20 protein-coding genes are annotated in these 21,690 nt (G+C 67.9%); 8 read left to right on the top strand and 12 right to left on the bottom strand.

Going from position 1 to position 21,690, the window contains the following annotated elements:
• From L995_RS31195 to L995_RS31210, 4 genes are all read right to left on the bottom strand, one after another.
• A partial coding sequence (locus L995_RS31195; protein ID WP_047475393.1) for an FAD:protein FMN transferase occupies positions 1 to 988 on the bottom strand: 988 nt, incomplete at its 3' end.
• Positions 989 to 1,029: 41 nt separating this feature from the next.
• A complete protein-coding gene (locus tag L995_RS31200; protein ID WP_012206854.1) occupies positions 1,030 to 1,848 on the bottom strand; it encodes a DUF4198 domain-containing protein in 819 nt (272 codons plus the stop codon).
• Between the two features lie 100 nt (positions 1,849 to 1,948).
• A complete protein-coding gene (locus L995_RS31205) occupies positions 1,949 to 2,476 on the bottom strand; it encodes a DUF2271 domain-containing protein (protein WP_013801141.1) in 528 nt (175 codons plus the stop codon).
• Between the two features lie 20 nt (positions 2,477 to 2,496).
• Positions 2,497 to 3,135, bottom strand: a complete 639-nt coding sequence (locus tag L995_RS31210; RefSeq protein WP_013801140.1) for a PepSY-associated TM helix domain-containing protein — start codon at positions 3,133 to 3,135, stop codon at positions 2,497 to 2,499.
• A gap of 240 nt (positions 3,136 to 3,375) precedes the next feature.
• Here L995_RS31210 and L995_RS31215 point away from each other — a divergent pair, with 240 nt between their 5' ends.
• From L995_RS31215 to L995_RS31240, 6 genes are all read left to right on the top strand, one after another.
• Positions 3,376 to 3,876, top strand: a complete 501-nt coding sequence (locus L995_RS31215) for a sigma-70 family RNA polymerase sigma factor (RefSeq protein ID WP_230355034.1) — start codon at positions 3,376 to 3,378, stop codon at positions 3,874 to 3,876.
• Positions 3,873 to 4,916, top strand: a complete 1,044-nt coding sequence (locus L995_RS31220; RefSeq protein ID WP_052195904.1) for a FecR domain-containing protein — start codon at positions 3,873 to 3,875, stop codon at positions 4,914 to 4,916. The genes L995_RS31215 and L995_RS31220 overlap by 4 nt, the downstream gene beginning before the upstream one ends.
• Positions 4,917 to 5,042: 126 nt before the next feature.
• A complete protein-coding gene (locus L995_RS31225; protein WP_047475394.1) occupies positions 5,043 to 7,565 on the top strand; it encodes a TonB-dependent siderophore receptor in 2,523 nt (840 codons plus the stop codon).
• A gap of 156 nt (positions 7,566 to 7,721) precedes the next feature.
• On the top strand, positions 7,722 to 8,810 hold the full coding sequence (locus L995_RS31230; protein ID WP_047475396.1) for a Bug family tripartite tricarboxylate transporter substrate binding protein: 1,089 nt from the start codon (positions 7,722 to 7,724) through the stop codon (positions 8,808 to 8,810).
• Positions 8,811 to 9,030: 220 nt separating this feature from the next.
• The gene (locus L995_RS31235; protein ID WP_012206858.1) at positions 9,031 to 9,336 is read left to right on the top strand and encodes a winged helix-turn-helix transcriptional regulator; all 306 of its coding nucleotides are present in this window, start codon (positions 9,031 to 9,033) and stop codon (positions 9,334 to 9,336) included.
• Positions 9,337 to 9,415: 79 nt separating this feature from the next.
• Positions 9,416 to 9,769 (top strand): FKBP-type peptidyl-prolyl cis-trans isomerase, encoded by a 354-nt coding sequence (locus tag L995_RS31240; RefSeq protein WP_012206859.1) that lies wholly within the window; start codon positions 9,416 to 9,418, stop codon positions 9,767 to 9,769.
• A gap of 132 nt (positions 9,770 to 9,901) precedes the next feature.
• On the opposite strand, the gene L995_RS31245 is transcribed toward L995_RS31240, so the two are convergent.
• The 4 genes from L995_RS31245 to ppsA all read right to left on the bottom strand — a co-directional run bounded on the left by L995_RS31245 (position 9,902) and on the right by ppsA (position 15,474).
• Positions 9,902 to 10,417 (bottom strand): hypothetical protein, encoded by a 516-nt coding sequence (locus L995_RS31245; protein ID WP_016451268.1) that lies wholly within the window; start codon positions 10,415 to 10,417, stop codon positions 9,902 to 9,904.
• Between the two features lie 203 nt (positions 10,418 to 10,620).
• Positions 10,621 to 12,711: a VC_2705 family sodium/solute symporter gene (locus L995_RS31250; RefSeq protein WP_016447599.1), complete on the bottom strand. Its 2,091-nt coding sequence runs from the start codon at positions 12,709 to 12,711 to the stop codon at positions 10,621 to 10,623.
• Positions 12,704 to 13,066, bottom strand: coding sequence for a DUF4212 domain-containing protein (locus L995_RS31255; protein ID WP_016447600.1), 363 nt, complete (start codon positions 13,064 to 13,066; stop codon positions 12,704 to 12,706). Before L995_RS31255 ends, L995_RS31250 begins: the two co-directional genes overlap by 8 nt.
• A 17-nt stretch (positions 13,067 to 13,083) precedes the next feature.
• Entirely contained in the window at positions 13,084 to 15,474 is a 2,391-nt protein-coding gene (gene ppsA / locus L995_RS31260; RefSeq protein WP_016447601.1) for a phosphoenolpyruvate synthase, read from the bottom strand.
• Positions 15,475 to 15,682: 208 nt separating this feature from the next.
• On the opposite strand from ppsA, the gene ppsR reads away from it, so the two are divergent.
• Positions 15,683 to 16,504 carry a posphoenolpyruvate synthetase regulatory kinase/phosphorylase PpsR gene (ppsR, locus tag L995_RS31265; RefSeq protein ID WP_016447602.1) on the top strand — a complete coding sequence of 274 codons (822 nt, stop codon included), beginning with the start codon at positions 15,683 to 15,685 and terminating at the stop codon, positions 16,502 to 16,504.
• 8 nt (positions 16,505 to 16,512) lie between these two features.
• On the opposite strand, the gene L995_RS31270 is transcribed toward ppsR, so the two are convergent.
• Entirely contained in the window at positions 16,513 to 17,457 is a 945-nt protein-coding gene (locus L995_RS31270) for a LysR family transcriptional regulator (protein ID WP_047475398.1), read from the bottom strand.
• A 144-nt stretch (positions 17,458 to 17,601) separates the two neighbouring features.
• Here L995_RS31270 and L995_RS31275 point away from each other — a divergent pair, with 144 nt between their 5' ends.
• Entirely contained in the window at positions 17,602 to 17,883 is a 282-nt protein-coding gene (locus tag L995_RS31275) for a DUF2798 domain-containing protein (protein ID WP_016447604.1), read from the top strand.
• A 36-nt stretch (positions 17,884 to 17,919) separates the two neighbouring features.
• Here L995_RS31275 and L995_RS31280 read toward each other — a convergent pair whose 3' ends face one another.
• The 3 genes from L995_RS31280 to L995_RS31290 form a co-directional block, all read right to left on the bottom strand.
• Positions 17,920 to 19,041, bottom strand: a complete 1,122-nt coding sequence (locus L995_RS31280) for a hemin-degrading factor (protein WP_047475400.1) — start codon at positions 19,039 to 19,041, stop codon at positions 17,920 to 17,922.
• Positions 19,038 to 19,391 carry a hypothetical protein gene (locus L995_RS31285; protein WP_016447606.1) on the bottom strand — a complete coding sequence of 118 codons (354 nt, stop codon included), beginning with the start codon at positions 19,389 to 19,391 and terminating at the stop codon, positions 19,038 to 19,040. Before L995_RS31285 ends, L995_RS31280 begins: the two co-directional genes overlap by 4 nt.
• Positions 19,392 to 19,461: 70 nt before the next feature.
• Positions 19,462 to 21,690: TonB-dependent hemoglobin/transferrin/lactoferrin family receptor (locus L995_RS31290; protein WP_442855608.1), on the bottom strand; the 2,229-nt coding region annotated here is incomplete at its 5' end.

Raw genomic sequence — 21,690 nt, forward strand, 5'->3', positions numbered from 1 at the left:
GCTCGGCAAAGTCCAGGCCCGCACGCGGCCCCAGCACGGTGAGCACGGTGGCCAGGGCGTCGGCCTGCATGCATTCGGCATGCAGCACGGTGACGCTGGTCAGGCCGTGCGCCACGGGCTCGCCGCTGCGCGGATCGATGGTGTGGGAGTAGCGGCGCCCGCCCTGCTCGAAGGCATGCCAGTGGTCGCCCGAGGTGGCGATGGCCATGTCGCGCAACGGCAGCGCCAGCGGCGTGGACTGGTCCGCCATGCTGGCCACGGCCACGCGCCAGGGCTGGTTGCCAGGGCGCTGACCGCAGGCCCGCAGCTCGCCGCCCACCTCGACGAGGAAATCGGTATGGCCCAGCGCCTGCAGGCGCTCGGTGACCAGGTCCACCGAATAGCCTTTGGCAATGCCGCTGAAGTCCACATGCACGGCGCCGGGCTGCAGCGCGCGCCGGCCCTCCAGGTCCAGCACGATGCGCTGGTAGCCCACGCGCTCGCGCACCCGCCGCAGTGCATCGGCATCGGGGATGCCAGCGCCCTGCGCCTTTTCCGCACGCGGGCCGAAGCCCCACAGCTCGACCAGCGGCCCCACGGTGGGGTCCCAGGCGCCGCCGCTGGCCTGTGCCCAATCGAGTGCACAGGCCAGCACGATGAAGAATTCGGGCGGCAGTGCATGCCAGCTGCCGGGCTCGGCGCGGTTGAAGCGCGAGATGTCGGAGCCGGCTTCCCAGTTGCTCATCTGGCGCACGACCAGGGCCAGCGCAGCCTCTATGGCCTGGCGCGCCTCATCGAGCGGGCGGAAATCCGGGTTGTGCAGGCGTACGCTCCAGGTCGTGCCCATGGCCTCGCCGGTGAGTGTTTGCAGCGCGGCGGGGTCTGCCCGCCGCACCGCCTGCGGCGCGTAGCCGGAGACGGCAAAGGACGCCGCGCCTGTGGACACAGGCGCGGCAAGGCCCCGGCCTGCGCTGCCCTGCAACAGGGCGGGCGCGAAGCTCACGCGCACGGGCGTGGGCGCAGACGGAGCCCCGGGTGGGGACGCAAGGCTCAGGGCAGCACCTCGAACGTGCCCACGTAGGACAGGCGGCGCTCCTTGGCCTGGGGCAGCGAGGTCTTGCTGTCCTGCGCGTCGGCATCCACCCAGTACATGCCGGCGGTGGGCCAGGTCACGCTGAACTCGCCCTTGGCGTCGGTCGTGGCCTTGATCTCGCCCTTGTTGTCGCGGTAGCGCGTGGCGCCGGGCACCAGCACGACTTCCAGGTTGGCGGCAGGCTTGCCGTCCACATGGAAGGCGAAGGTGGCCTTCTCGCCCTTGACCAGGTCGTTGGGATGGGTCACGGGCACCAGCTCCAGGCCCTTGCCCGAAGGCTTGACGGCGCTGGGCTTGCCCACGGTCACGAAGGTCTCGATGCGGCCCACGGACTGGGTCACCTTCAGGTCCTGCGCGTCGGCGGGCACATCGGCGGCGAACTTCTCGGGCGAGCCGCGCCAGCGGCGGTTCTGGCCCGTGGCCTTGTCCTTCCAGGAGGCGAACAGGCCGTCGTTGACGATGGCCAGGCGGTAGGTGCCGCTTTGCTGCAGGTCCAGGTCGAACACGCTGCGCAGCTTGCCGCGATGGGCATTCTGCGGCGCGACGGCCGAGCCGTCGGGTGCCGAGACAACGAGGTTGTCCAGGCCCAGCGGCACGTGGTTGAAGAAGAACAGGTCGTTGGAGACGGCGGCATCCACCGTGATCCATTCGGCCTTGGACAGCACCGTGGTCGAGGGCAGCAGCCACAGGTTGTGGGCCTGCGCGGCCTGGAAGGCGCCGCAGGCAATGGCGAGGCTGGCAGCCAGACGGACGGCAAAGCGGGTCTTGGACTTCATGAAAAATCTCCTTGGTTCGTGGATGGGTCTGGCACGTGCAGCGATGGCGTCGTCCCCCTCGTGAGGGGGAAGGCGCACAGCGCCTGGGCGGCTTTCAATTTCAAGGCTTGAGCTCGACGCTGATCTCGCCCAGCTCGCTGCTGCCCTTGGCGCTCAGTTGCTCGGCCTTGGCCGCGGGCCACTTGAAGGGCACGGTGACCACTTCGCGGCCGCCGACTTCGCGCGCGGCCTCGACCACGAGCTTGTATTCACCGGGCGGCAGCTTGGCGAAGGGATTGGAGCCTTCGGTGAAGCTCAGCTGGTGCTTGCCCACGGGACGCGTGGGGCTGGTCACGCCATCGATCGGCAGGGTCAGGTCACGGCCCGTGCGGCGCCACCACTGGCGCATGTCCTTGAGCCACTTCGTGCCTTCGGCATTGCGCATCTTCACGTCGTACCAGACCGACAGCGTGGAGGCCACCGAGGCGTCGGCGCGCTCGATCCACACGGCCACGTAGGGGCGGTGGTATTCGGCGACATCCAGGCGCGGAATTTCCACGCCCACGTTCAGGCCGGCGGCAAAGACCGGGACCGCGCCCAGGCAGGCGCCAAGCGCCATGGTGTAGCGCAGAGAGAAGTGCGGATTCATTGGCAAGGCTCTTTCGGTTCTCAGTGGATCAACAGGAGGGCCAGCAGCATGGGAATCACCAGCCCCATGCCGACCATGGGCCAGGTGAAGGGGCGGTTGCCTGCATGCATCTTCAGGATGAACAGGCCCGTGACGGTGAACACCAGGCAGGCTGCGGCAAAGATGTCGATGAACCAGCTCCAGGCGGCGCCCGTGTTGCGGCCCTTGTGCAGGTCGTTCAGATAGGCGATCCAGCCCCGGTCGGTGCGCTCGTATTCGGCCTCGCCATCGGCCAGGGCAACGCGCACCCAGGCATCGCCGCCGGGGCGTGGCAGGGAGACATAGAGTTCGTCGGCCGTCCATTCGGCCTCGCGGCCCTCGGCCTCAAGGCCCCACTGGCCGCGCACCCAGTCCGCAAACGGCGCAGGCACGGGCGCCCGGTCGCGCGGCTGGCTGGCCTGCTGCTGGACCAACTGCACGCGCAGCGCATCGGGCAATGCCGCCTCGCCCCGCACGATGCGCGGCTTGGACTCGATCTGCCCCGCATGGTTGAGCGTGAACCCCGTGACGGCGAACAGCAGCATGCCGATCAGGCACAGCGCGGAGCTGACCCAGTGCCACTCGTGCAGTGTCTTGAGCCAGTAGGAACGGCGCCGAGGGTCCGGTTTGGGGGATGTCATCGCAACAGAAAAAGGCGGCAGCGCCACGCGGCGTCAACCATCACGGATGGCGGGCACGGGAGCCCAGGAAAGGAAAGGCCCGGGGATTCTACCGCCCACAAATAAGAATTGATCGCATTTACACAAGCTTTACCGGCTTAATCGTGCGCCACGCCAAGGCGGTGCCAGCATCACTCAAAGTAAAATAAGAATGCTTATCACTTGCATCCCCTCTCTTCGCCCTTCGTGTCCTGTCCCGCCGTGACTCCCCACCAGGCCCTTGCCCATCTCTACCAGCAGCACCATGGCTGGCTGCGCACCTGGCTGCAGCGCCGGCTGGGCCATGCAGGCGATGCGGCAGATTTCGCACAGGACACCTACGTGCGCGTGATGGAGTCCCGCACCGAACTGTCCGAGATCCGGGAGCCCCGCGCCTTCCTCACCACGGTGGCCAAGCGCGTGATGGCCAACCACCTGCGCCGCCGAGAAATTGAACGTGCCTATCTGGACACGCTGGCGCTGCAGCCCGAGCCGCTGGCGCCCTCGCCCGAGGAACGGGCCATCGTGCTGGAGACGCTGTGCGAGCTGGACCGCCTGCTCGACGGCCTGCCGCCCAAGGTACGCGCGGCCTTTTTGCACGCCCAGTTGGACGGCATGGCCTATGCCGAGATCGCGTTGCTGCTGCAGGTCTCGGTCAGCTCGGTCAAGCAGTACATGGCGCGCGCCATCCGGCATTGCTACTTCCCGGAACATGCGGCATGACACAGCGCTGCGCTGCCGGGCGCGTCCATGGCGCCGATGGCTCCACCCATAGTGCCGACCCCGCGCTGCCGCCTGACGTGGTCCACAGCGCCGTGGACTGGCTCGTGCAGCTGTGGTCAGGCGAGTGCACAGAGGAACAACGCGCACAATGGCTGGACTGGCGCGCGGCCCATCCGCTGCATGAGCGGGCCTGGCAGCGCATCGAGGCCACGAATGCGCGGCTCAGGCTGCCTGACACACGCCCGGACAGCGGTCCCCTCAATGGCCCCCTTGCCACGGCCACGCTGGCGCGCAGCCTCAAGACCTCCCAGTCACGCCGCCGCCTGCTGGCCAGCGTCGCTGGCCTGGCCGGCGCAGGTGCTGCGGCATGGACTGCGCATGAGCGCCTGCCCTGGCAGGCCTGGAATGCCGATGTCAGCACCGCCAAGGGCGAGCGGCGCTCCCTGCAGTTGCCCGATGGCACGCAGCTGCTGCTCAACACCGAGACGTCCGTGGACCTTGCCTTCGACGACCAGCTGCGCCGCGTGCTGCTGTTGCGCGGCGAGCTGATGGTCACCACCGCCCATGACACGGCCCAGCCCGCGCGCCCCTTTGTGGTGGACACGCCCGCGGGCAGGCTGCGCGCCCTGGGCACGCGTTTCACGGTGCGCCATGACATGGAGACTGCGGATACGCGCGTGGCCGTTTTCGAGGGTGCGGTCGAGGCCCGCAGCCGCACGGGCGAGTTGCTGCGTGTCGACAGCGGCGAAGCCGCAAGGCTCAGTGCCACGCAGGCCCTGCCGGCCGGCGCGGCCGGCGAGGGGCCGGGCTGGGACGAAGGCGTGCTCGTGGCCTCGGACATGCGCCTGGACCGCTTCATCGACGAACTGCGCCGCTACCGACCCGGGCTGATCACGCTGGCACCCGAGGTGGCCGGGTTGCGCCTGTCGGGCGTCTTCCCGCTCGCCGATACGGACCGCATCCTGCAGTCCCTGGTACAGGTGCTGCCCGTGCGCATCCATGTGCCGGTGCGCTACTGGGTGCGCATAGGTCCGGCATGAAGAGAAGGCGGCGGGACAACCCGGCCCGGTGACATCGGTCTGTACCTTTTCCCATCTCGCGTGACAAGCAGGGGAGAGGCGCTTTGCGGCGCCATGTTTCCTCCCTGATCCAAAGACCGCACCAACATGTCCGACCTCCATCACCAGCGCCGCCTCGCTACCGCGGCGGCACGCGTCCTCCGCCCCGCGCAGCCTGCGCCCGTGTTCCACCTGTCCGCATTGACCCTGGCCCTGGCCGCCGCACTGGCCAGCCTGTCCGCCCTGCCCTTGCCCGCGAATGCCCAGGGCCAGGCCCAGGCCCAGACAGGTACCGAGCGCGCCCAGGCCTACGACATTCCGGCAGGACCGCTGGAGGCCGCGCTCACGCGCTTCGCCAAGGCCTCGGGAGTGCTGCTGGCCTATACGCCCGAGCTGGTGCGCGATCTGCAAAGCCCGGGCGTGCAGGGCAGCCATGCGCCGGCCGAGGCGCTGACCCGCCTGCTGGCGGGCTCGGGCCTGGCGGCCGCGACCTCGGGCAACGGCGGCTATACGCTGCGACGCTCGCAGGCATCGCCTGCGTCCTCGACAGCGCCTGCCGCCTCAGCCGTGGGCGCCACCACGCTGGGCGAGGTGCACGTCACCGCCAAGGCCGAGGTCGGCAGCGCCACGGAAGGCACGGGCGCCTACACCGCGACCGGACCCAGCAGCACGGCCACGGGCCTGGGCCTGTCGCTGCGCGAGACGCCGCAGTCGGTGAGCGTGATGACGCGCCAGCGCATGGACGACTTCAAGCTGGAGACGCTGGCCGACGTGCTGGAGCAGACGCCCGGCGTGGCCGTGGTCCGCCAAAGCGAGATGACCACCTTCAACGTGCGCGGCTCCAGCGTCAACCTGCAGACCGATGGCAGCCGCCAGCTCACCAATGGCTGGGGCTGGAACACGCACATCATGTACTCGCTGGACGATCTGGCCGAGATCGACCGCGTTGAAGTGCTCAAGGGCTCGTCGGGCCTGATCAATGGCGACGGTGCCTACGGAGCCACGGTCAACCTGATCCGCAAGCGCCCCGCGCGCGACTTCCAGGCCAGCGCAATGGCCAGCGCGGGCACCTGGGGCACCTACCGTGCCGATGCCGACATTGCCGGTCCGCTGAACCAGGAAGGCAGCCTGCGCGGCCGCCTGGTGGCCTCGCGCAAGAGCGGCGACAGCTTCCGCGACCACCAGCACAGCAACAGCTCCATGCTGTACGGCACGCTGGAATACGACCTCACCCCCGACACCCTGCTGAGCGCCGGCATCACCTACCGCCAGCGCGAGCTGCGCGGCTCGGGCGGCACCACGCCCATCCAGGGCTACACGGGCACCGGCCAGTTCGTCGGCTGGATGCCGCGCTCGCTGAACATCGCAGCGCCCTGGTCGGGCTACGAGCAGGAGTCGCTCAACAGCTTCGCGCGCTTGGAGCACCGCTTTGCCAGCGGCTGGAAGGCCAAGCTGCAGATGTCGCATGAAGAGGTGAAGACGCCCGACATGCAGATCGGCCTGCTGCGCTACGCCCTGCCCAGCTCCGCCCAGTTCGCGGCCTACAAGGACATCGAGTCCCGCAACCAGAACATCAGCATCGACGTGCAGGGCCCGTTCACGCTGTTCGGCCGCCAGCATGAGTTGCTGGTGGGCGCGGGCGCCGCACGCAACCGCACCACGCTGCTGCGCGGCGCGCGCCCCGGCCTGGACCTGCCGCAGGTGGACTTCAGCCAGGGCGGCGCAGCCATCCCGGCGCCAGCGGACAACATCCCCTATTCCAACGACCTGTTCAGCAACAAGCGCAGCTATCTCTACAGCGCGGCACGCCTCAATCTGGCCGATCCGCTGAAGCTGATCGCCGGCCTGCGCGTGACCAACTACGACCAGAAGGATGTGACCGACATCAGCTGGTACAACTACAACATGCGCGAGCACGGCGTGGTCACGCCCTATGCGGGCCTGGTGTATGACGTCAGCCCGAACATCTCGCTGTATGGCAGCTACGCCAGCATCTTCAAGGCGCAAAGCGCCAAGGATCTGCAGGAACGCACCCTGCCGCCCGAGGAAGGCCTGACCTACGAGATCGGCGCCAAGGGCGAATTCTTCGACAAGCGGTTGAACGCCAGCGTCGCCCATTTCTGGATGCGCACCGACAACACGGCCGTGGAAGACGGGCTCATGCCCAATGGCGAAACGGCCTACCGCGCGGTCCAGGGCGCGCGCAGGCGCGGCTTCGAACTGGAACTGTCCGGCGAGCTGGCCAAGGGCTGGCAGGCCCAGGGCAGCTACGTGACCATCAACAGCAATCTGGACAACGCCGCCACCAGCCCGCGCCACCAGTTCAAGCTGGGCACCACCTACCGCTTCGCGCAGGGCGCGCTGTCCGGCCTGACCGTGGGCGGCGCCGCGCGCTGGCAGAGCGCCATCTCCACCAGCCGCGGCGCCGCCACGCTGCGCCAGGACGCCTACTGGGTGATGGACCTGATGGCGCGCTACCAGATCAACCGCCATCTCAGCATCGCGGCCAACGTCAACAACCTGTTCGACAAGCACTATTTCTCGGGCGTGACCAACTTCAATGCCCAGGGCCTGTACTACACCTGGGGTGCGCCGCGCAGCGTCAACGTGAGCATGCGTTACGACTTCTGAGCTCCGAGGGACCGCACCGGCCTTGGGACCCCAGAGCCGCGCGGGCCGGACTGCGCTGTACTGTGTTGTGTCAAGCAGCTGACGCACATGCTTACATAATCTGCTTTTCTGATTCATTTGCGCCCACAATGGCGCGCGAACCCGATTGGAGACTGCATGCGCCTTCCGAGCTTTTCGCAAACCGCCGCCAACGCCTCCCATACCGCCGCCCATACCGCCGATGGAATGCGCCAGAACCGCCGCCAGATGCTGGCCCAGGGCGCTGCCCTGGCCATGCTGTGCTCTCCTCTGGCCCATGCCGCACCGCCAGCGGCAGCACCTGCAGCCCATGCGACACGGGCGGCCGGCAGCGCCCAGCGCGTGGCGACCAGCCTGCGCATCGTCATTCCGGCCAATGCCGGGGGCGGCTGGGACCAGACCGGCCGCGCACTGGGCGCGGCCCTGGTGGCATGCGGCGCGGCAGATCGCGTGGAGTATGAAAACCTGGGCGGCAAGGGCGGCACCATCGGCCTGGCACAGTTTGTCGAACGCCATGGCCAGGACCCCGATGCGCTGCTGATCGGCGGCATGGTCATGGTCGGTGCCGTGGCGCTGCAAAAGCCGGCCGTGAACATGTCGCACGTGCAGCCGATTGCCCGCCTGACCAGCGACTATCTGGTAGTGGCCGTGCCTGCCGACTCCCCCATCCGCAATGCCAAGGACCTGGTCGCCGCGCTGCGCAGCGATCTGGCCCACCAGTCGTTTGCGGGCGGCTCGGCCGGCGGCGTGGACCACATGTTTGCCGGCCTGCTCACGCGCGCCGCCAAGGCGGTGCCCGAGCAACTGGTCTACAAGCCCTTTCCGGGCGGCGCCCAGGTGGTGGAGGCCTTGCTCAAGGGCGATGCGCGCATGGGTGTGTCCGGCTACAGCGAGTTCAGCGAAGCCCTGGCCAGCGGCAGGCTGCGCGCCATTGGCGTGTCTTCGCGCCGCAGCCTGTTCGGCCTGCCTTCGTTCCGCGAACAGGGACTGGATGCCGACATGGCCAACTGGCGCGCCGTCTTCACGGGCAAGCAGGTCAGCGCCGCACGCGCCCAGGCCCTGCTGGGCGCCGTGGAGCAGGCGACCCAGCACGAAAGCTGGCAGCGCGCCCTGCGGCAGAACCGCTGGGAGCCTTCGTGGCAGGCAGGCCGCGATTTCAGCGGCTTTCTGGAGCTGGAGCACACCACGGCCAGCGTCATGACCTATCTGCTCAAACTCAAGAGCTGAGAAACCGAAGTCCAGCGGGCAGGTTGCGTGGCGGGCCTGCAACACTGGTTCGGAGATTCGCGTATTCCTCTAGCGAAGCGCATTGCCGCTGTGGGTTTTGAGCTACCAAACTTGTAGCAGAATGGATCCAGAGCTATAGTTCCCCGGGACTTGGCTCGGCGCGCGTCCCACCCGGATGCCCCCGCCGGCTCACACACACCATTGCGCAAGGAGAAGCGTCATGAGCTCCAAGGAAAACGCCGCCATCAACCAGCTGTTCGAGAAACTCGAATGCCGCTACGCGTTGCGCGTGCTGTGGGCTTTGCGTGACGGCCATCCTCAGACCTTTCGACTGCTGCAAGACAGCGTGGGCGGCATCACGCCCAACACGCTGAACACCCGCATCAAGGAACTGCGCGAATGCGGGCTGCTGGAGCATGGCTCCGACGGCTATACCGTGACGCTGGCCGGCCAGGACCTGCTCAAGCGCCTGTCCGATGTGCAGGCATTCGCCAACCGCTGGGTGGCCGCGCGCGCCAAGAAGTGATTCTTGCGGCCAGGCCCTTCGCCCTCTTGCCGCCGGACAGTCTTTTTCCCCCACCGTTTCTCTCTCAAGGAATACCACCATGGCTTTCACCACCACCGCATCCGGCCTGCAGTATGAAGACACCGTCGTGGGTGACGGCGCCGAGGCCCAGCGCGGCCGCAGCGTGACCGTGCACTACACGGGCTGGCTCTACAACAACGGCGTGCAAGGCGCGAAGTTCGACTCCAGCAAGGACCGCAACGATCCCTTCGTCTTCCCCCTGGGCGGCGGCATGGTGATCAAGGGCTGGGACGAAGGCGTGCAAGGCATGAAGGTGGGCGGCCAGCGCACCCTGATCATCCCGGCCGAACTGGGCTACGGCGCACGCGGCGCTGGCGGCGTGATCCCGCCCAACGCCACGCTGAAGTTCGATGTGGAGCTGCTGGCCGTCTGAGCCTGCACCCGCTGGCCCACGCAAGGGCAAGGCGCGAAGGCGCCTTGCCTTTTTTCATTTGCGGACCGTCCCAAGAGCCCCCAGGAGCATCGGACCTTGCGCGGCAAGGACAGCGTGGGGGCGGCTTCTCGCTCAGGGGGCTTTGCCGAACAGCGCCTCGTGCAGCGGCACATAGCTGGCGGGACTGGCAGCCTCGCGCAGGCGCGGGGCCAGCGCCACGAGCTGGTCGTAGCCCATGGCCGCCTCGACGGCCAGGTTGAGCCGGAATCCCTTGAGCCCCATATTGGCCGTGATGGCCACCGCCAGCGGATAGGCGTTGCGGTAGCGCACGGCCAGCGAAGGCTCGGATGGCGCAGACGCATCGCCGGCAGGCTGGGCCGGCGATGCGGCGGCAGCAGTGACGGCAGGCGCCGCAACGGCCACCACGCCCAGCCGGGGTTCGGCTGCATCGCGGGGCGCCAGCCATTCGCGCTCCACCAGCGCCAGGATTTCGTCCTGGGTCACGCCCATGCCGGCAACGGCCTGCAGCACTTGCGCCACGCTGCGTTGGCCGTCAAACAGCAAAAAGGCCGAGCGCAGCCGGGGAGAGAGATCGGCATGGCGTTCCTTGAATGCCTGTTGGCCGGCGGACGTTTTCACAAGATGCATGGCGGACGCAATTCTCTGCAGGGGATCGGATCGGACACGGCTCGCAGCGTGTCATGAGCCTCCGGCTCCCAAAAGCGGGTTTTCCAGCACGCGCGGGCTTCAGTTGGGCCGGGACTGATCCAGATCTGCCATCAAGACAAAAATTGGCAATTTCGTTGGCAATTTCGTTGGCAATGTCGTCGGCCCATGGAGCCCATGCCGCGTCAGGCCACGCGCCCTGGCACGGAGCGCGCCGCAGCGCGCCGGCGCGGGTCCAGGCAGCTGACCAGCCAGGTCACCAGCAGGCCCGCCGGCACGCCGAAGACACCCGAGGAAATCGGCTGTATGCCCCACCACAGGCGGGCATGAAGCGCCTCGGGCAACACAGGCTGCAGCGCGGGCACGTGCGAGACCATGTAGTAGACGGTGATGCCCAGGCCGGCCAGCATGCCGGCCACCGCCCCGCGACGCGTGGTGCCGCGCCAGAAGATGCCCAGCACCATGGCCGGAACAAAGGCCGATGCCGCCAGCGAGAACGAGGCCGTGACCATGGGCAGGATGTCCGAGGAACGGCGCGAGGCCACGAAGGCGGCCGACAGCGCCACCACCAGCAGCGCGAACTTGGACAGGATCACGCGCTGCTCGGGCGAGGCGCGGCGCCGCCGCGCGCGAAAGTACAAGTCGCGCACCAGCGCATTGCTGATGGTCAGCAGCAGGCCATCGGCCGTGGACAGCGCGGCGGCCAGGCCGCCCGCCGCGACCAGGCCCGAGACCACGTAGGGCATGCCACCCAGCTCGGGCGTGGCCAGCATGATGAGGTCGGCGCCCATGCGGATCTCGCCGAACTGCAGGACACCGTCGCCATTGACGTCTTCCACGGCCAGCAGCGAGGCATCGACCCGGGCCCACTGCGCCATCCAGGTGGGCAATTCGTCGAAGCGTATGCCCACCAGGTTGTTCATGACCTCGAACTTGACCAGCACGGCCAGGGCCGGCGCGCTCATGTACAGCACGCCGATGAAGAACAGCGTCCAGCCCACCGAGGCCCGCGCCCCCGACACCGAGGGCGCCGTGTAGTAGCGCGTGAGCAAATGCGGCAGGCCTGCCGTGCCGGCCATGAGACAGAACATCAGCGCCAGGAAGTTGCGCCGGCTGTCCTCGTAGACCTGACGTTCCTCGGCCGATCCATCGGGGTTGCCGGCAAAGGGCAGGCTGTGCAGCGGAATGCCGCCCAGCGGCTTCTCGCGCTCGCGCATCTCCTGCAGCTGGCGTGTCCACAGGGCGCGCGCAGTCGCTTCGTCGCGCGGCATGGCGGCCAGTTCGCGGCTGGCCGCCATGATGGCGCCAATGTCGCCGCTGCGCGTGCGCAGATCGCGTATGCGCTCGGAAAGCTGCTGGCGCTCGGCGGCCAGCACGCGCGGCACGTCCTTGAGCTTGTCCTCCAGCACCTCGGCGCGCAGGCGGTAGGCGGCGACCACTTCCTGTTCGGCCGGCGAGTCCAGCAGGCGCTGCTCCATCTCCGCGATCTGGCCGAGCTGGGCCGTATAGGCCAGCGGCGCCACGGGATTGCCCATCTGCCGGTAGGCCAGCCAGGACACGGGGATCAGAAAGGCCAGCAGGATGACCACGTACTGCGCGACCTGGGTCCAGGTGATGGCACGCATGCCGCCCAGGAAGGAGCACAGCAGCACACCGCCCAAGCCCAGCATGATGCCGATCTCGAACTGCACGCCCGTCAGCCGCGAGGCAATGAGCCCCACGCCGTAGATCTGGGCCACCACGTAGGTGAACGAGCAGGTCACGGCAGCCAGCGCCGCGATCACGCGCGGCCAGCGCCCGCCGTAGCGCTGCTGGAAGAAGTCGGGAATGGTGTAGAGCTTCATCGCCCGCAGGTGCGGCGCGATCAGCATGGCGACCAGGCAAAAGCCGCCCGTCCAGCCCAGCAGGTAGGCCAGTCCGCCGGCCTGCCCCGGCACGCCGGCAAAGCCCTGCAGGTACAGCGCCCCCGACAGGCTGATGAAGGACGCCGCGCTGACCCAGTCCGCCGCTGCCGCCATGCCGTTGTAGAAGGGCGGGATGCGCCGGCCCGCGACGTAGTACTCCTCGGGATCGCTGGTGCGCAGGTACACGCCGATGGCCGCGTAGACCATGACGGTGAAGAACAGGAAGATGGGGCCTATCCAGTGGCGCGACAGGCCTTGCTGCTCGGCCCAGAACATGAGGGCCAGAAAGCCGAGCACGCCCAGCGTGTACAGGGCCACGATGCGGTGCAGCCGCCAGCGGGAGGCGGCCGTCAGCAGCGAGCGCTCAGCCATGGCCGGGAGGCGACGGCGGGGCGGGCGGTTGCGGGGCGGCGGGTTCAGACGGGGCAGCGGCCCGGGCCTCGCGGCGCTCGAAATGGTCCATGGACAGACAATAGACGATGACGATGGCCAGGAACATCAGGACTGCCCCCTGGGCCGCGAACCAGTAGGCCAGCGGCCAGTCGGGGACCAGCGCCTGCAGGTCGCGTGCGTAGTAGCAGGCACCGAAGGAGACGGCGACCCAGACCGCGAGCAGCACGGCCTTGAGCCACAGATGGTGGATGTCGTGCAGGTCGGGGGCGAAGGTCTCGCCTTCGGACGGTCCCCCGACTGCGTCGTCATGCAAGTGCGCGTCCGGCGTATGCATGGCGACGCTGCCAGCCCTTACTGCGCCAGGCGCTGCCAGGTGGCGACCACGCTGTCGGGATTCAGCGAGATGGAGGCAATGCCTTCGTCAGCCAGCCATTGGGCGAAGTCAGGGTGGTCGGATGGGCCCTGGCCGCAGATGCCCACGTACTTGCCCTGGTCCAGGCAGGCCTTGATGGCGCGCGACAGCATCTTGCGCACGGCGGGGTCGCGCTCGTCGAAGTCGGCGGCCAACAGCTCCAGGCCGGAGTCGCGGTCCAGGCCCAGCGTGAGCTGGGTCAGGTCGTTGGAGCCGATGGAGAAGCCGTCGAAGAACTCGAGGAACTCGTCCGCCAGGATGGCGTTGGAGGGCACCTCGCACATCATGATGAGCTTGAGTTCGTTGTCGCCGCGCTTGAGGCCGTTGGCCGCCAGCAGCTGGGTGACGCGCTCGGCCTGCTTGAGCGTGCGCACGAAGGGAATCATGATCTGCACGTTGGTCAGGCCCATGTCCTCGCGCACGCGGCGCAGTGCCTCGCACTCCATGCGGAAGGCCTCGCCGAAGTCCTCGGAGATGTAGCGCGCCGCGCCACGGAAGCCCAGCATGGGGTTCTCTTCCTCGGGCTCGTAGCGGCTGCCGCCGATGAGCTTGCGGTACTCGTTGGACTTGAAGTCCGACATGCGCACGATCACGGGCTTGGGCCAGAAGGCGGCGGCAATCGTCGCCACGCCTTCGGCGACCTTGTCCACGTAGAAGGCGCGCGGCGAGGCATGGCCACGGGCCACGGACTCCACGGCCTTCTTGAGGTCGGCATCCACGGCGGGATAGTCCAGGATGGCCTTGGGGTGCACGCCGATGTTGTTGTTGATGATGAACTCCAGGCGGGCCAGGCCCACGCCCTCGTTGGGCAGCTGGGCGAAGTCGAAGGCCAGCTGGGGGTTGCCCACGTTCATCATGATCTTGGTCTTGATGGCGGGCATCTCGCCGCGCTGCACCTCGGTGACCTCGGTCTCGATCAGGCCGTCATAGATCTTGCCGGTATCGCCTTCGGCGCAGCTGACGGTGACCAGGGTGCCGTCCTTGAGCAGATCGGTGGCGTTGCCGCAGCCGACCACGGCCGGAATGCCCAGCTCGCGCGCAATGATGGCCGCGTGGCAGGTGCGGCCGCCACGGTTGGTGACGATGGCCGAGGCGCGCTTCATCACCGGCTCCCAGTTGGGATCGGTCATGTCGGTCACCAGCACGTCGCCGGGCTGGACCTGGTCCATGTTGGCGATGTCATTGACCAGGCGCACCGGGCCCGTGCCGATCTTCTGGCCGATGGCGCGGCCTTCGGCCAGCACATTGCCCGTGCCCTTGAGGGCATAGCGCTGCTCGGCCTGGCCCTTGGCCTGGCTCTTCACGGTCTCGGGACGGGCCTGCAGGATGTAGAGCTGGCCGTCCGTGCCGTCCTTGCCCCACTCGATGTCCATGGGGCGGCCATAGTGCTGCTCGATGACCAGGGCATAGTGGGCCAGCTGCTGCACGTCCTCGTCGGACAGCGAGTAGCGGTTGCGCAGCTCATGGGCCACGTCGGTGGTCTTGACAAGCTTGCCGCTGGCGGCCTTTTCCTCGGGCGAGGCAAAGACCATCTGGATCAGCTTGGAGCCCAGGTTGCGGCGGATCAGGGCCTTCTTGCCGGCCTTGAGCATGGGCTTGTGCACATAGAACTCGTCAGGATTGACGGCGCCCTGCACCACGGTCTCGCCCAGGCCGTAGCTGGAGGTGATGAAGACCACGTCCTCGAAGCCCGATTCGGTGTCGATGGTGAACATCACGCCGGCCGCGCCCAGGTCGGAACGCACCATGCGCTGCACGCCGGCCGACAGGGCCACCACGTCGTGGGCAAAGCCCTTGTGCACGCGGTAGGAGATGGCGCGGTCGTTGTACAGCGAGGCGAACACTTCCTTCATCTTGTGCAGCACCGACTCGATGCCCACCACGTTCAGGAAGGTTTCCTGCTGGCCCGCGAACGAGGCGTCGGGCAGGTCTTCGGCCGTGGCCGAGGAGCGCACGGCGAACGAGGCTGCCTCGTTGCCGCCCTGCAGGCGCACGAATTCCTCGCGGATGGCCTGCTCCAGATCGGCCGGGAAGGGCTGGTTCTCGACCAGGGCACGGATCTCGGCACCGACCTGGGCCAGGGCGCGGACATCCTCCACGTCGAGGGCGGCCAGCTTGGCACTGATCTTGTCGGCCAGGCCGTCGTGGGCCAGGAACTGGCGGAAGGCATGGGCCGTGGTGGCAAAGCCCGTGGGCACGCGCACGCCCTGCGGCAGCTGCGAGATCATTTCGCCGAGCGAGGCGTTCTTGCCGCCTACGGACTCGACATCGGTCATCCTCAGTTGTTCAAACGGAACGACGAGGGCGGTGGCCTCGAACAGTTGAGACATGGGAAAGCTCCAGAAGTTGAAAACCGTAGTGCGCCGCCCCGGCTGCCAAAGCCGGGCACGGTCGATCCACCCACGCAGGCGTGCGCGAGGCTTTGCTGTTCTGGTTGGAGGCCGGCAGCGAGCATGGATGGGAAATTGGGAATAATGGGCGCCATTGTAGGCGTTTGCCGTGAACCGACGGCAGCCCCCTGTCCAGAGCCCGACCACCATGCACACCCACACCATCTTCGTCATCTCCGATGGCACTGGCATTACAGCCGAGACCTTTGGCACGGCCATCATGGCCCAGTTCGACACCAAGTCGCGCCTGGTCCGCATCCCCTTCGTGGACACCATGGACAAGGTCCACCAGGCCGTGCGGCAGATCAACCATGTGGCCGAGTCGGAAAGCCACAAGCCCATCGTCTTCACCACCCTGGTCAACCAGGACATGCTCGACCTGATCGAGAGCCAATGCAAGGGCAAGGTATTCGACATGTTCGGCACCTTCGTGCGGCCGCTGGAGCTGGAGCTGGGCCAGAAGTCGCTGCACCGCGTGGGCCGCTTCGCCGACATCAGCGAAAGCAAGGAATACCTGGAGCGCATGGAGGCCATCAACTACACGCTGGCCCATGACGACGGCCAGACCCACCAGGACCTGACGGGCGCCGACGTGATCCTGGTCGGCGTCTCGCGCAGCGGCAAGACGCCCACCAGCCTGTACCTGGCCATGCAGTTCGGTCTCAAGGTGGCCAACTACCCGCTGATTCCCGAGGATTTCGAGCGCAAGCAGCTGCCGCCCGCCCTGGTGCCCTACCGCAAGAAGCTGTTCGGCCTGACCATCGACCCCCAGCGCCTGTCCAGCATCCGCAACGAGCGCCGGCCCGACTCCAAGTACGCCAGCCTTGCCAACTGCCGCTACGAGGTGGCCGAGGCCGAGTCCATGATGCGCCGCAGCGGCATCCAGTGGCTGTCCAGCACCACCAAGTCCATCGAGGAAATCGCCACCACGATCCTGCAGGAAGTCCTGCCCCAGCACCTGGGGCACTGAACCCGGTCTCAGGCCGAGGCGTTCCAGCGCAGCATGGGCTGCTGCGGCAGCGTCTCGACCAGATAGTCCACCAGGGCACGCACCTTGGTCGGCACGTACTGGCGGTCGCGAAAGCAGGCGAAGAAATCCAGCGTGGTGTCATCGAAGTGCAGCTGCCCCTTGCGCGCAGGGCCCAGGGCCAGCGGTTGCAGCAGCCCTTCGCGCATGTACCGGTGGGCGATGAAGCTGCCGATCCAGACGATGCCGCCACCGGCCACGGCCATTTCGGTGAGTGCATCGACATCGCTGGCGATGGCGGTCACGCGCAGCTGCGGGTCCACGCGCTTGCCGTCGCGTGAAAACGGCCAGCGCATGAAGCGGCCATCGGCCTCGCGCCGGTACAGCAGGCAGTCATGGTCGAGCAGGTCCTGCGCGGTCTGCGGCCTGCCGTGGGCCTGCAGGTAGGCCGGCGAGGCGCACAGCACGCGCGGCACGGCCGCCAGCTGGCGCACGGCCATGCCGGGCTCCAGCACATCGCGGTAGCGCACGCTGATGTCCACGTCTTCCTTGAGCACATCCACCTGCCGGTCCACCACCAGCAACTCCAGCTCCAGCCGGGGATGCCGCGCGGCAAAGGCCGGCAGCAGCGGCGCCAGCACATGGCGGCCAAAGGCGGCCATGCAGGCGATGCGCAGCCGGCCCTGCAGTTCGCCATGCAGCTGCGACAGGTCGGACTGCGCTTTTTCCAGCTCCTGCAGCACAGGGCCCACACGTGCCAGATAGCGCTCGCCGGCTTCGGTCAACGCCATGGAGCGCGTGGTGCGCGTGATCAGGCGCGTGCCCAGTTCGCGCTCCAGCCGGGCGATGTTCTGGCTGGCCGCCGCCGGAGAAATACCCAGCTGGCGCGCGGCCGAGGCGATGGAGCCGCCTTCCAGGGCTTTGACGAAGGTCTCGATGGAGCGCAGATTAGGCACAAAAACCTATGGATGAAAAATCAATTCATCAATATAGCTTACGAGTACACCAAGCTGCAGCCCTCTACACGGCGGCCCGGGCCTTGCCTACAGTTGCGCACTTGCCGCGCCGAATCGACAAGCGGCCTGACCGGATACGCCTTCATGCCCGATACCTCTGCCTCCATCGCTCCCGCAACCCCTGCGGCACCGCGCAGCCGCAAGCTGCACCGCCGCTTCGCGCCCATCGTCTTTGCCTTCTACATGTCGGCCATCATGGCGTTTCTGATGTGCTGCGCCATCGTCGGCGCCAACAGCGGCCTGGGCGCCGACTACCTGCGGCGCGTGATGCAGACCTATGTGCTGGCCATGCCCGTGGCCTTTGTCTGCGTGATGGTGGTGCGTCCGCTGGTGGGCAGGCTGGTGGCCGCCACCGTGCATCTCTGAGGCGGCCCGGCCGGCTCTTTCCAGGGGCTGGGCCGCTCAGGCCAGTGTCTGCACTGCCAAGCGCGGCAAGCCCGCCACCAGCTCGCGCCATCCCGGCAGTTCGGCCAGGCCCGGTTTGCGCTCGCCAAAGAACATGGCCATCAGATCGCCCTGCGCGTCGAAGGCCTCGACCGAGGTGACCACGCCATCGGCCGTGGGCTTTTGCACGGCCCAGACGCTGGCGATCATGTCGCAGCGCAGATGCAGGTTGAAGCCGGGGTCCAGCACATTGATCCATTGCGCGCCGCCGGGCGTGCCCATGGGCTGGATGTTGTGCACGGGGCCGGTATGGATCTGGATGCAGCCGCCGCTGTCCACGAAGACCATGATGGGCAGGTCGTCCACCGCCGCATCGCCCAGCAACTGGGCCACGGACTCGGGTGCCAGCCGCGCGCAATGGCCGGGGACCAGACGGAAGGCTTGCTGGCGCTCCACGCCGAACCGGCGCAGCAGGTCGAAGAATTCATGCGTGTCCTGAAGGGCATCCCAGGCGGCGCTCAGGCCGTGCACGTCGATGACCTTGTCGGACTGCGGCAGCGCTCTGGGCCGGGCATGGCGAAACAGGTAGCCCGCGCTGGGCTCGGCAAAGCGCCGTACCAGCGCATCCCACGCTGCCATGTCGGTGGACTCGCGCGCATGGACCTTGTGCACGGCGCGGCCATGGGCATTGAAGAACTGCAGGCTGTGCGTGGCCGGCCTTCCAGCCTGGGCGGGCTGCTCGGTCACGGCATAGCCGGCATGCCATTGGGCAAAGAACAGGCGCAGGTCGATCTCGCGGCCCAGCGCCAATCCCACGCCGCCGCTGGCCGAGAGCTTCTGGTACACGCCCGTCTTCTCATGCACCGTGGACTCATTGCGCGTGAGCGCCATCACGGTGCCGCAGTCCTGCAGCGCGCGCAGCACCTGCAGCCACTGCGCGCGCAGCGGCACGACCTGCAGGCCGCCGTCATGCAGGCCCGCGTGGGCGCCGATGGCGGCGCCTTCGGGCAGGCCCATGGATTCGGCGGCCTCCTTGGCACGCAGGCCGCTCTGGCGTGCCTGGGCAAAGCGCTGGCGCACGTCGGGCGCATTGACGGGAATCAGCAGGTCATCGCAGGCTGCGGCGGCGGTGGTGATCATTGCAGGGTCTCCAAAGGGGCATGCCAGAGCGCGTGGGCAACGGAGGGATGGCGGGTCTCGGCCGCCGCCTCGGCCCGGGGGGCGCGCTGCGCGGCGCTGGCCTCGGAGACCGCCTGCCAGCGCCGCTGCAGGCGTTGCAGCAAGGCCCGCATGTCCGGCGAAAAGCTGCTGTCGCCGGACAGGCCCTGCAGTTGATCGGCCACCTTGCCGGCAATGGCGGGCCGGTGGGCCTCGCAGCAACCGTGGCCGAAGCCGGTCATCAGCGCCAGCGTGGCGGCCAGTTGGGCCTCGCCTTCGGCCAGCAGGTATTCCTCGTCACGGGCAAGGCTTTCACTCTCGGTACGGTGCATGGGGCTCTCCTTGCGTTGCAAAACATCGTAGGGACACGGGTCGCGGCGCCTGGCCTTCAGGCGCCGGGCTTCAGAAATCCTTGATCAGCGAGACGCGCGCATGGCGCCCCGGCTGGCTGTAGGCGTCGGCAATCGCCGTGGTGGCCAGCAGGCCGCGCACATCGGACCAGCGCCAGTACTTCCTGTCGGTCAGGTTGTAGATGCCGGCGTTCAGGCGCAGGTCGGGACGGATGCGCCATTGCGCGCTCAGGTCCAGCACCGTGGCCGAGGGGCTGAGCCAGGCCGTGCTGCCGTTGGACACGTCGCCGGCCTTCTTGCCGCTCCAGTGCGAGACGTTGAACTGCACGCCCACGACAGAGCGCTCGTAGCGCACGCCCAGCACCAGTTGCTGGGGCGAGATGGTGTCCAGCGGCTTGTCGGACTGCGTGTCCTTGCCGTCGGTGTAGCCGTAGGCCAGGCGCGTCTGCCAGTCGCCGCCGGCCCAGCGGCCCCAGTCGTAGTCGGCCTTGAGTTCGAAGCCGCTGATGCGGGCGCGGCCCACGTTGATGGACTGGTAGATGGCGGGGTTGGCCGCGTTGCCGGGCTGGCCCGCAACCAGTTGCTGGTCGACGATGAAGTCCTTGTAGCGCGCCGTGAACACGGCGGCGTCCAGGCGCAGCCTGTCCATGCGCCCGCGCAGGCCCAGCTCGAAGGTCTGGCTCTTTTCGGGCCGCAGGTCGGGATTCGGAATGTTGCGGTAGAACGCCACCGGGTTCTCGAAGAAGGCGTTGATCTGCCCGGCGTTGGGCGCCCGGAAACCTGCCGCATAGTTGCCATAGACGGACCAGACCGGGCTGGCCTGCAGCATCACGCCCAGCTTGGGCGAGAGCGCGGAGTCCGAGTTGCTGACCACGGTGGGCACAAAGCCGTTCTGCCGGGGCTTGATGCTGTAGTGCTCGGCGCGCAGGCCCGGGGTCACGCTCCAGGGGCCGTTGTGCAGTTCGGCCTGGGCGAACAGGGCGGTGGCGCTTTCGGTGGTGTCAGGGAAGCGCTTGAGCGGGAAGCTCTCGCCCACGGGCGGCGTGATGCCGTTTTGCACGTTGACCACCTTGTTGCGGAGGTAGTCCAGCCCGTACGTGAACTTGCCGCTGGCCGAGGAACTCCAGCGCAGCAGGCGGCTGGCCTGGGCGTGCAGCTGGATCGCGTCCTCGTCATAGGTCACGTCGCGCTCGCGGTAGGGCAGGCCGATGCGCGTCTCGGTGACGAATTCGCGCGCGTCGGACTTCTGGTAGCTGGCCATCAGCTGCAGTTCGTCGGCCAGCGCCGTGCCCAGCTGCTGCCACTGGCCCTGCCAGCTGGCCCGCCAGCGCTTCATGTCGGTGCGCGAGTCGGAATTGGCCACGGTGGCCGAGCGCGCGGACAGCAGGGCGTAGTCGGCGCGCTTGTCCACGTTCTCGAAGGTGAAGACATGCTTTTGCACGGCGCTGGGCGTGAAGACCAGGCGACCCATCAGCGATTCGCTGCGGTCTTTCTCGGGATTGGGCGTGGTGCGCGCCGCGCCCGTCACGTTGTTCGTGCCCATGTTCTCCAGCGCACGGGAGCGGCCCAGGCCCGCCGACAGCAGCCAGGCCCATTCCGGGCTGACTCGGCCCGCCACGGTGGCGCCCAGCTTGCGGCCGTTGTCCGAGCCGTCATAGCCGGCAGCCACGCGGCCGGCGATGCGCTTGTCCCTGCCCAGCAGATCGTCCGGCTGCACGGTCACGAAGTTGACCAGGCCGCCCATGCCGTCCGATCCATACAGCGCAGGCGTGGAGCCGCGCAGGATTTCCACGCGCTGCACCAGGCCCAGGTCCAGGTAGTCGCGGCCGAAGCTGTTGGCGCTGAAGCTGTAGCTGCGCGGCAGGCGCACGCCATCGACCAGCATGAGCACGCGGTTGCCATCCAGGCCACGGATGTTGAAGCCGCTGTTCTGGTCACGCCCGGCCGACGAGGCCGCCAGCGAGAAGCGGGCCGGGGCGCGCGGCACATCGACATTGGGCAGCAGGTTGACCATCTCGCGGATGTCGCTGGCCTGCTCGCGCTCCATGCGGCCGGCGTCGATCACGTCGATGCTCATGGGCAGGGTGTCAGGGTCCTGCACCTCGCGCGAGGCGCTGATCACCATCTCCTTGAGGGCCGGGGCACGGGTCCGTGCCCCGGACGCGGCCTGCGCCAGCAATTGCGTGTCGGCATCTCCGGCGTTTGCGGCATTTGCCGCGTCTGCGGCGGCCTGCCCCGGCCCCTGGGCCAGGGCAGCGGAGGCGCACAGCAGCGCGCAGGC

Source organism: Delftia sp. ZNC0008 (assembly GCF_000799035.1).
In the GTDB taxonomy this organism is placed as follows: domain Bacteria; phylum Pseudomonadota; class Gammaproteobacteria; order Burkholderiales; family Burkholderiaceae_C; genus Comamonas; species Comamonas tsuruhatensis.

Excerpts from the sequence above, each read along its gene's own strand:
- ppsR (WP_016447602.1), top strand. The coding sequence starts at position 15,683 with ATGCACACCCACACCATCTTCGTCATCTCCGATGGCACTGGCATTACA.
- L995_RS31255 (WP_016447600.1), bottom strand. The coding sequence starts at position 13,066 with ATGCATACGCCGGACGCGCACTTGCATGACGACGCAGTCGGGGGACCG.
- L995_RS31225 (WP_047475394.1), top strand. The coding sequence starts at position 5,043 with ATGTCCGACCTCCATCACCAGCGCCGCCTCGCTACCGCGGCGGCACGC.
- L995_RS31205 (WP_013801141.1), bottom strand. The coding sequence starts at position 2,476 with ATGAATCCGCACTTCTCTCTGCGCTACACCATGGCGCTTGGCGCCTGC.
- L995_RS31250 (WP_016447599.1), bottom strand. The coding sequence starts at position 12,711 with ATGGCTGAGCGCTCGCTGCTGACGGCCGCCTCCCGCTGGCGGCTGCAC.
- L995_RS31285 (WP_016447606.1), bottom strand. The coding sequence starts at position 19,391 with ATGCACCGTACCGAGAGTGAAAGCCTTGCCCGTGACGAGGAATACCTG.
- L995_RS31230 (WP_047475396.1), top strand. The coding sequence starts at position 7,722 with ATGCGCCTTCCGAGCTTTTCGCAAACCGCCGCCAACGCCTCCCATACC.
- L995_RS31220 (WP_052195904.1), top strand. The coding sequence starts at position 3,873 with ATGACACAGCGCTGCGCTGCCGGGCGCGTCCATGGCGCCGATGGCTCC.
- L995_RS31245 (WP_016451268.1), bottom strand. The coding sequence starts at position 10,417 with ATGCATCTTGTGAAAACGTCCGCCGGCCAACAGGCATTCAAGGAACGC.
- L995_RS31275 (WP_016447604.1), top strand. The coding sequence starts at position 17,602 with ATGCCCGATACCTCTGCCTCCATCGCTCCCGCAACCCCTGCGGCACCG.
- L995_RS31280 (WP_047475400.1), bottom strand. The coding sequence starts at position 19,041 with ATGATCACCACCGCCGCCGCAGCCTGCGATGACCTGCTGATTCCCGTC.
- L995_RS31200 (WP_012206854.1), bottom strand. The coding sequence starts at position 1,848 with ATGAAGTCCAAGACCCGCTTTGCCGTCCGTCTGGCTGCCAGCCTCGCC.
- ppsA (WP_016447601.1), bottom strand. The coding sequence starts at position 15,474 with ATGTCTCAACTGTTCGAGGCCACCGCCCTCGTCGTTCCGTTTGAACAA.
- L995_RS31240 (WP_012206859.1), top strand. The coding sequence starts at position 9,416 with ATGGCTTTCACCACCACCGCATCCGGCCTGCAGTATGAAGACACCGTC.
- L995_RS31235 (WP_012206858.1), top strand. The coding sequence starts at position 9,031 with ATGAGCTCCAAGGAAAACGCCGCCATCAACCAGCTGTTCGAGAAACTC.
- L995_RS31210 (WP_013801140.1), bottom strand. The coding sequence starts at position 3,135 with ATGACATCCCCCAAACCGGACCCTCGGCGCCGTTCCTACTGGCTCAAG.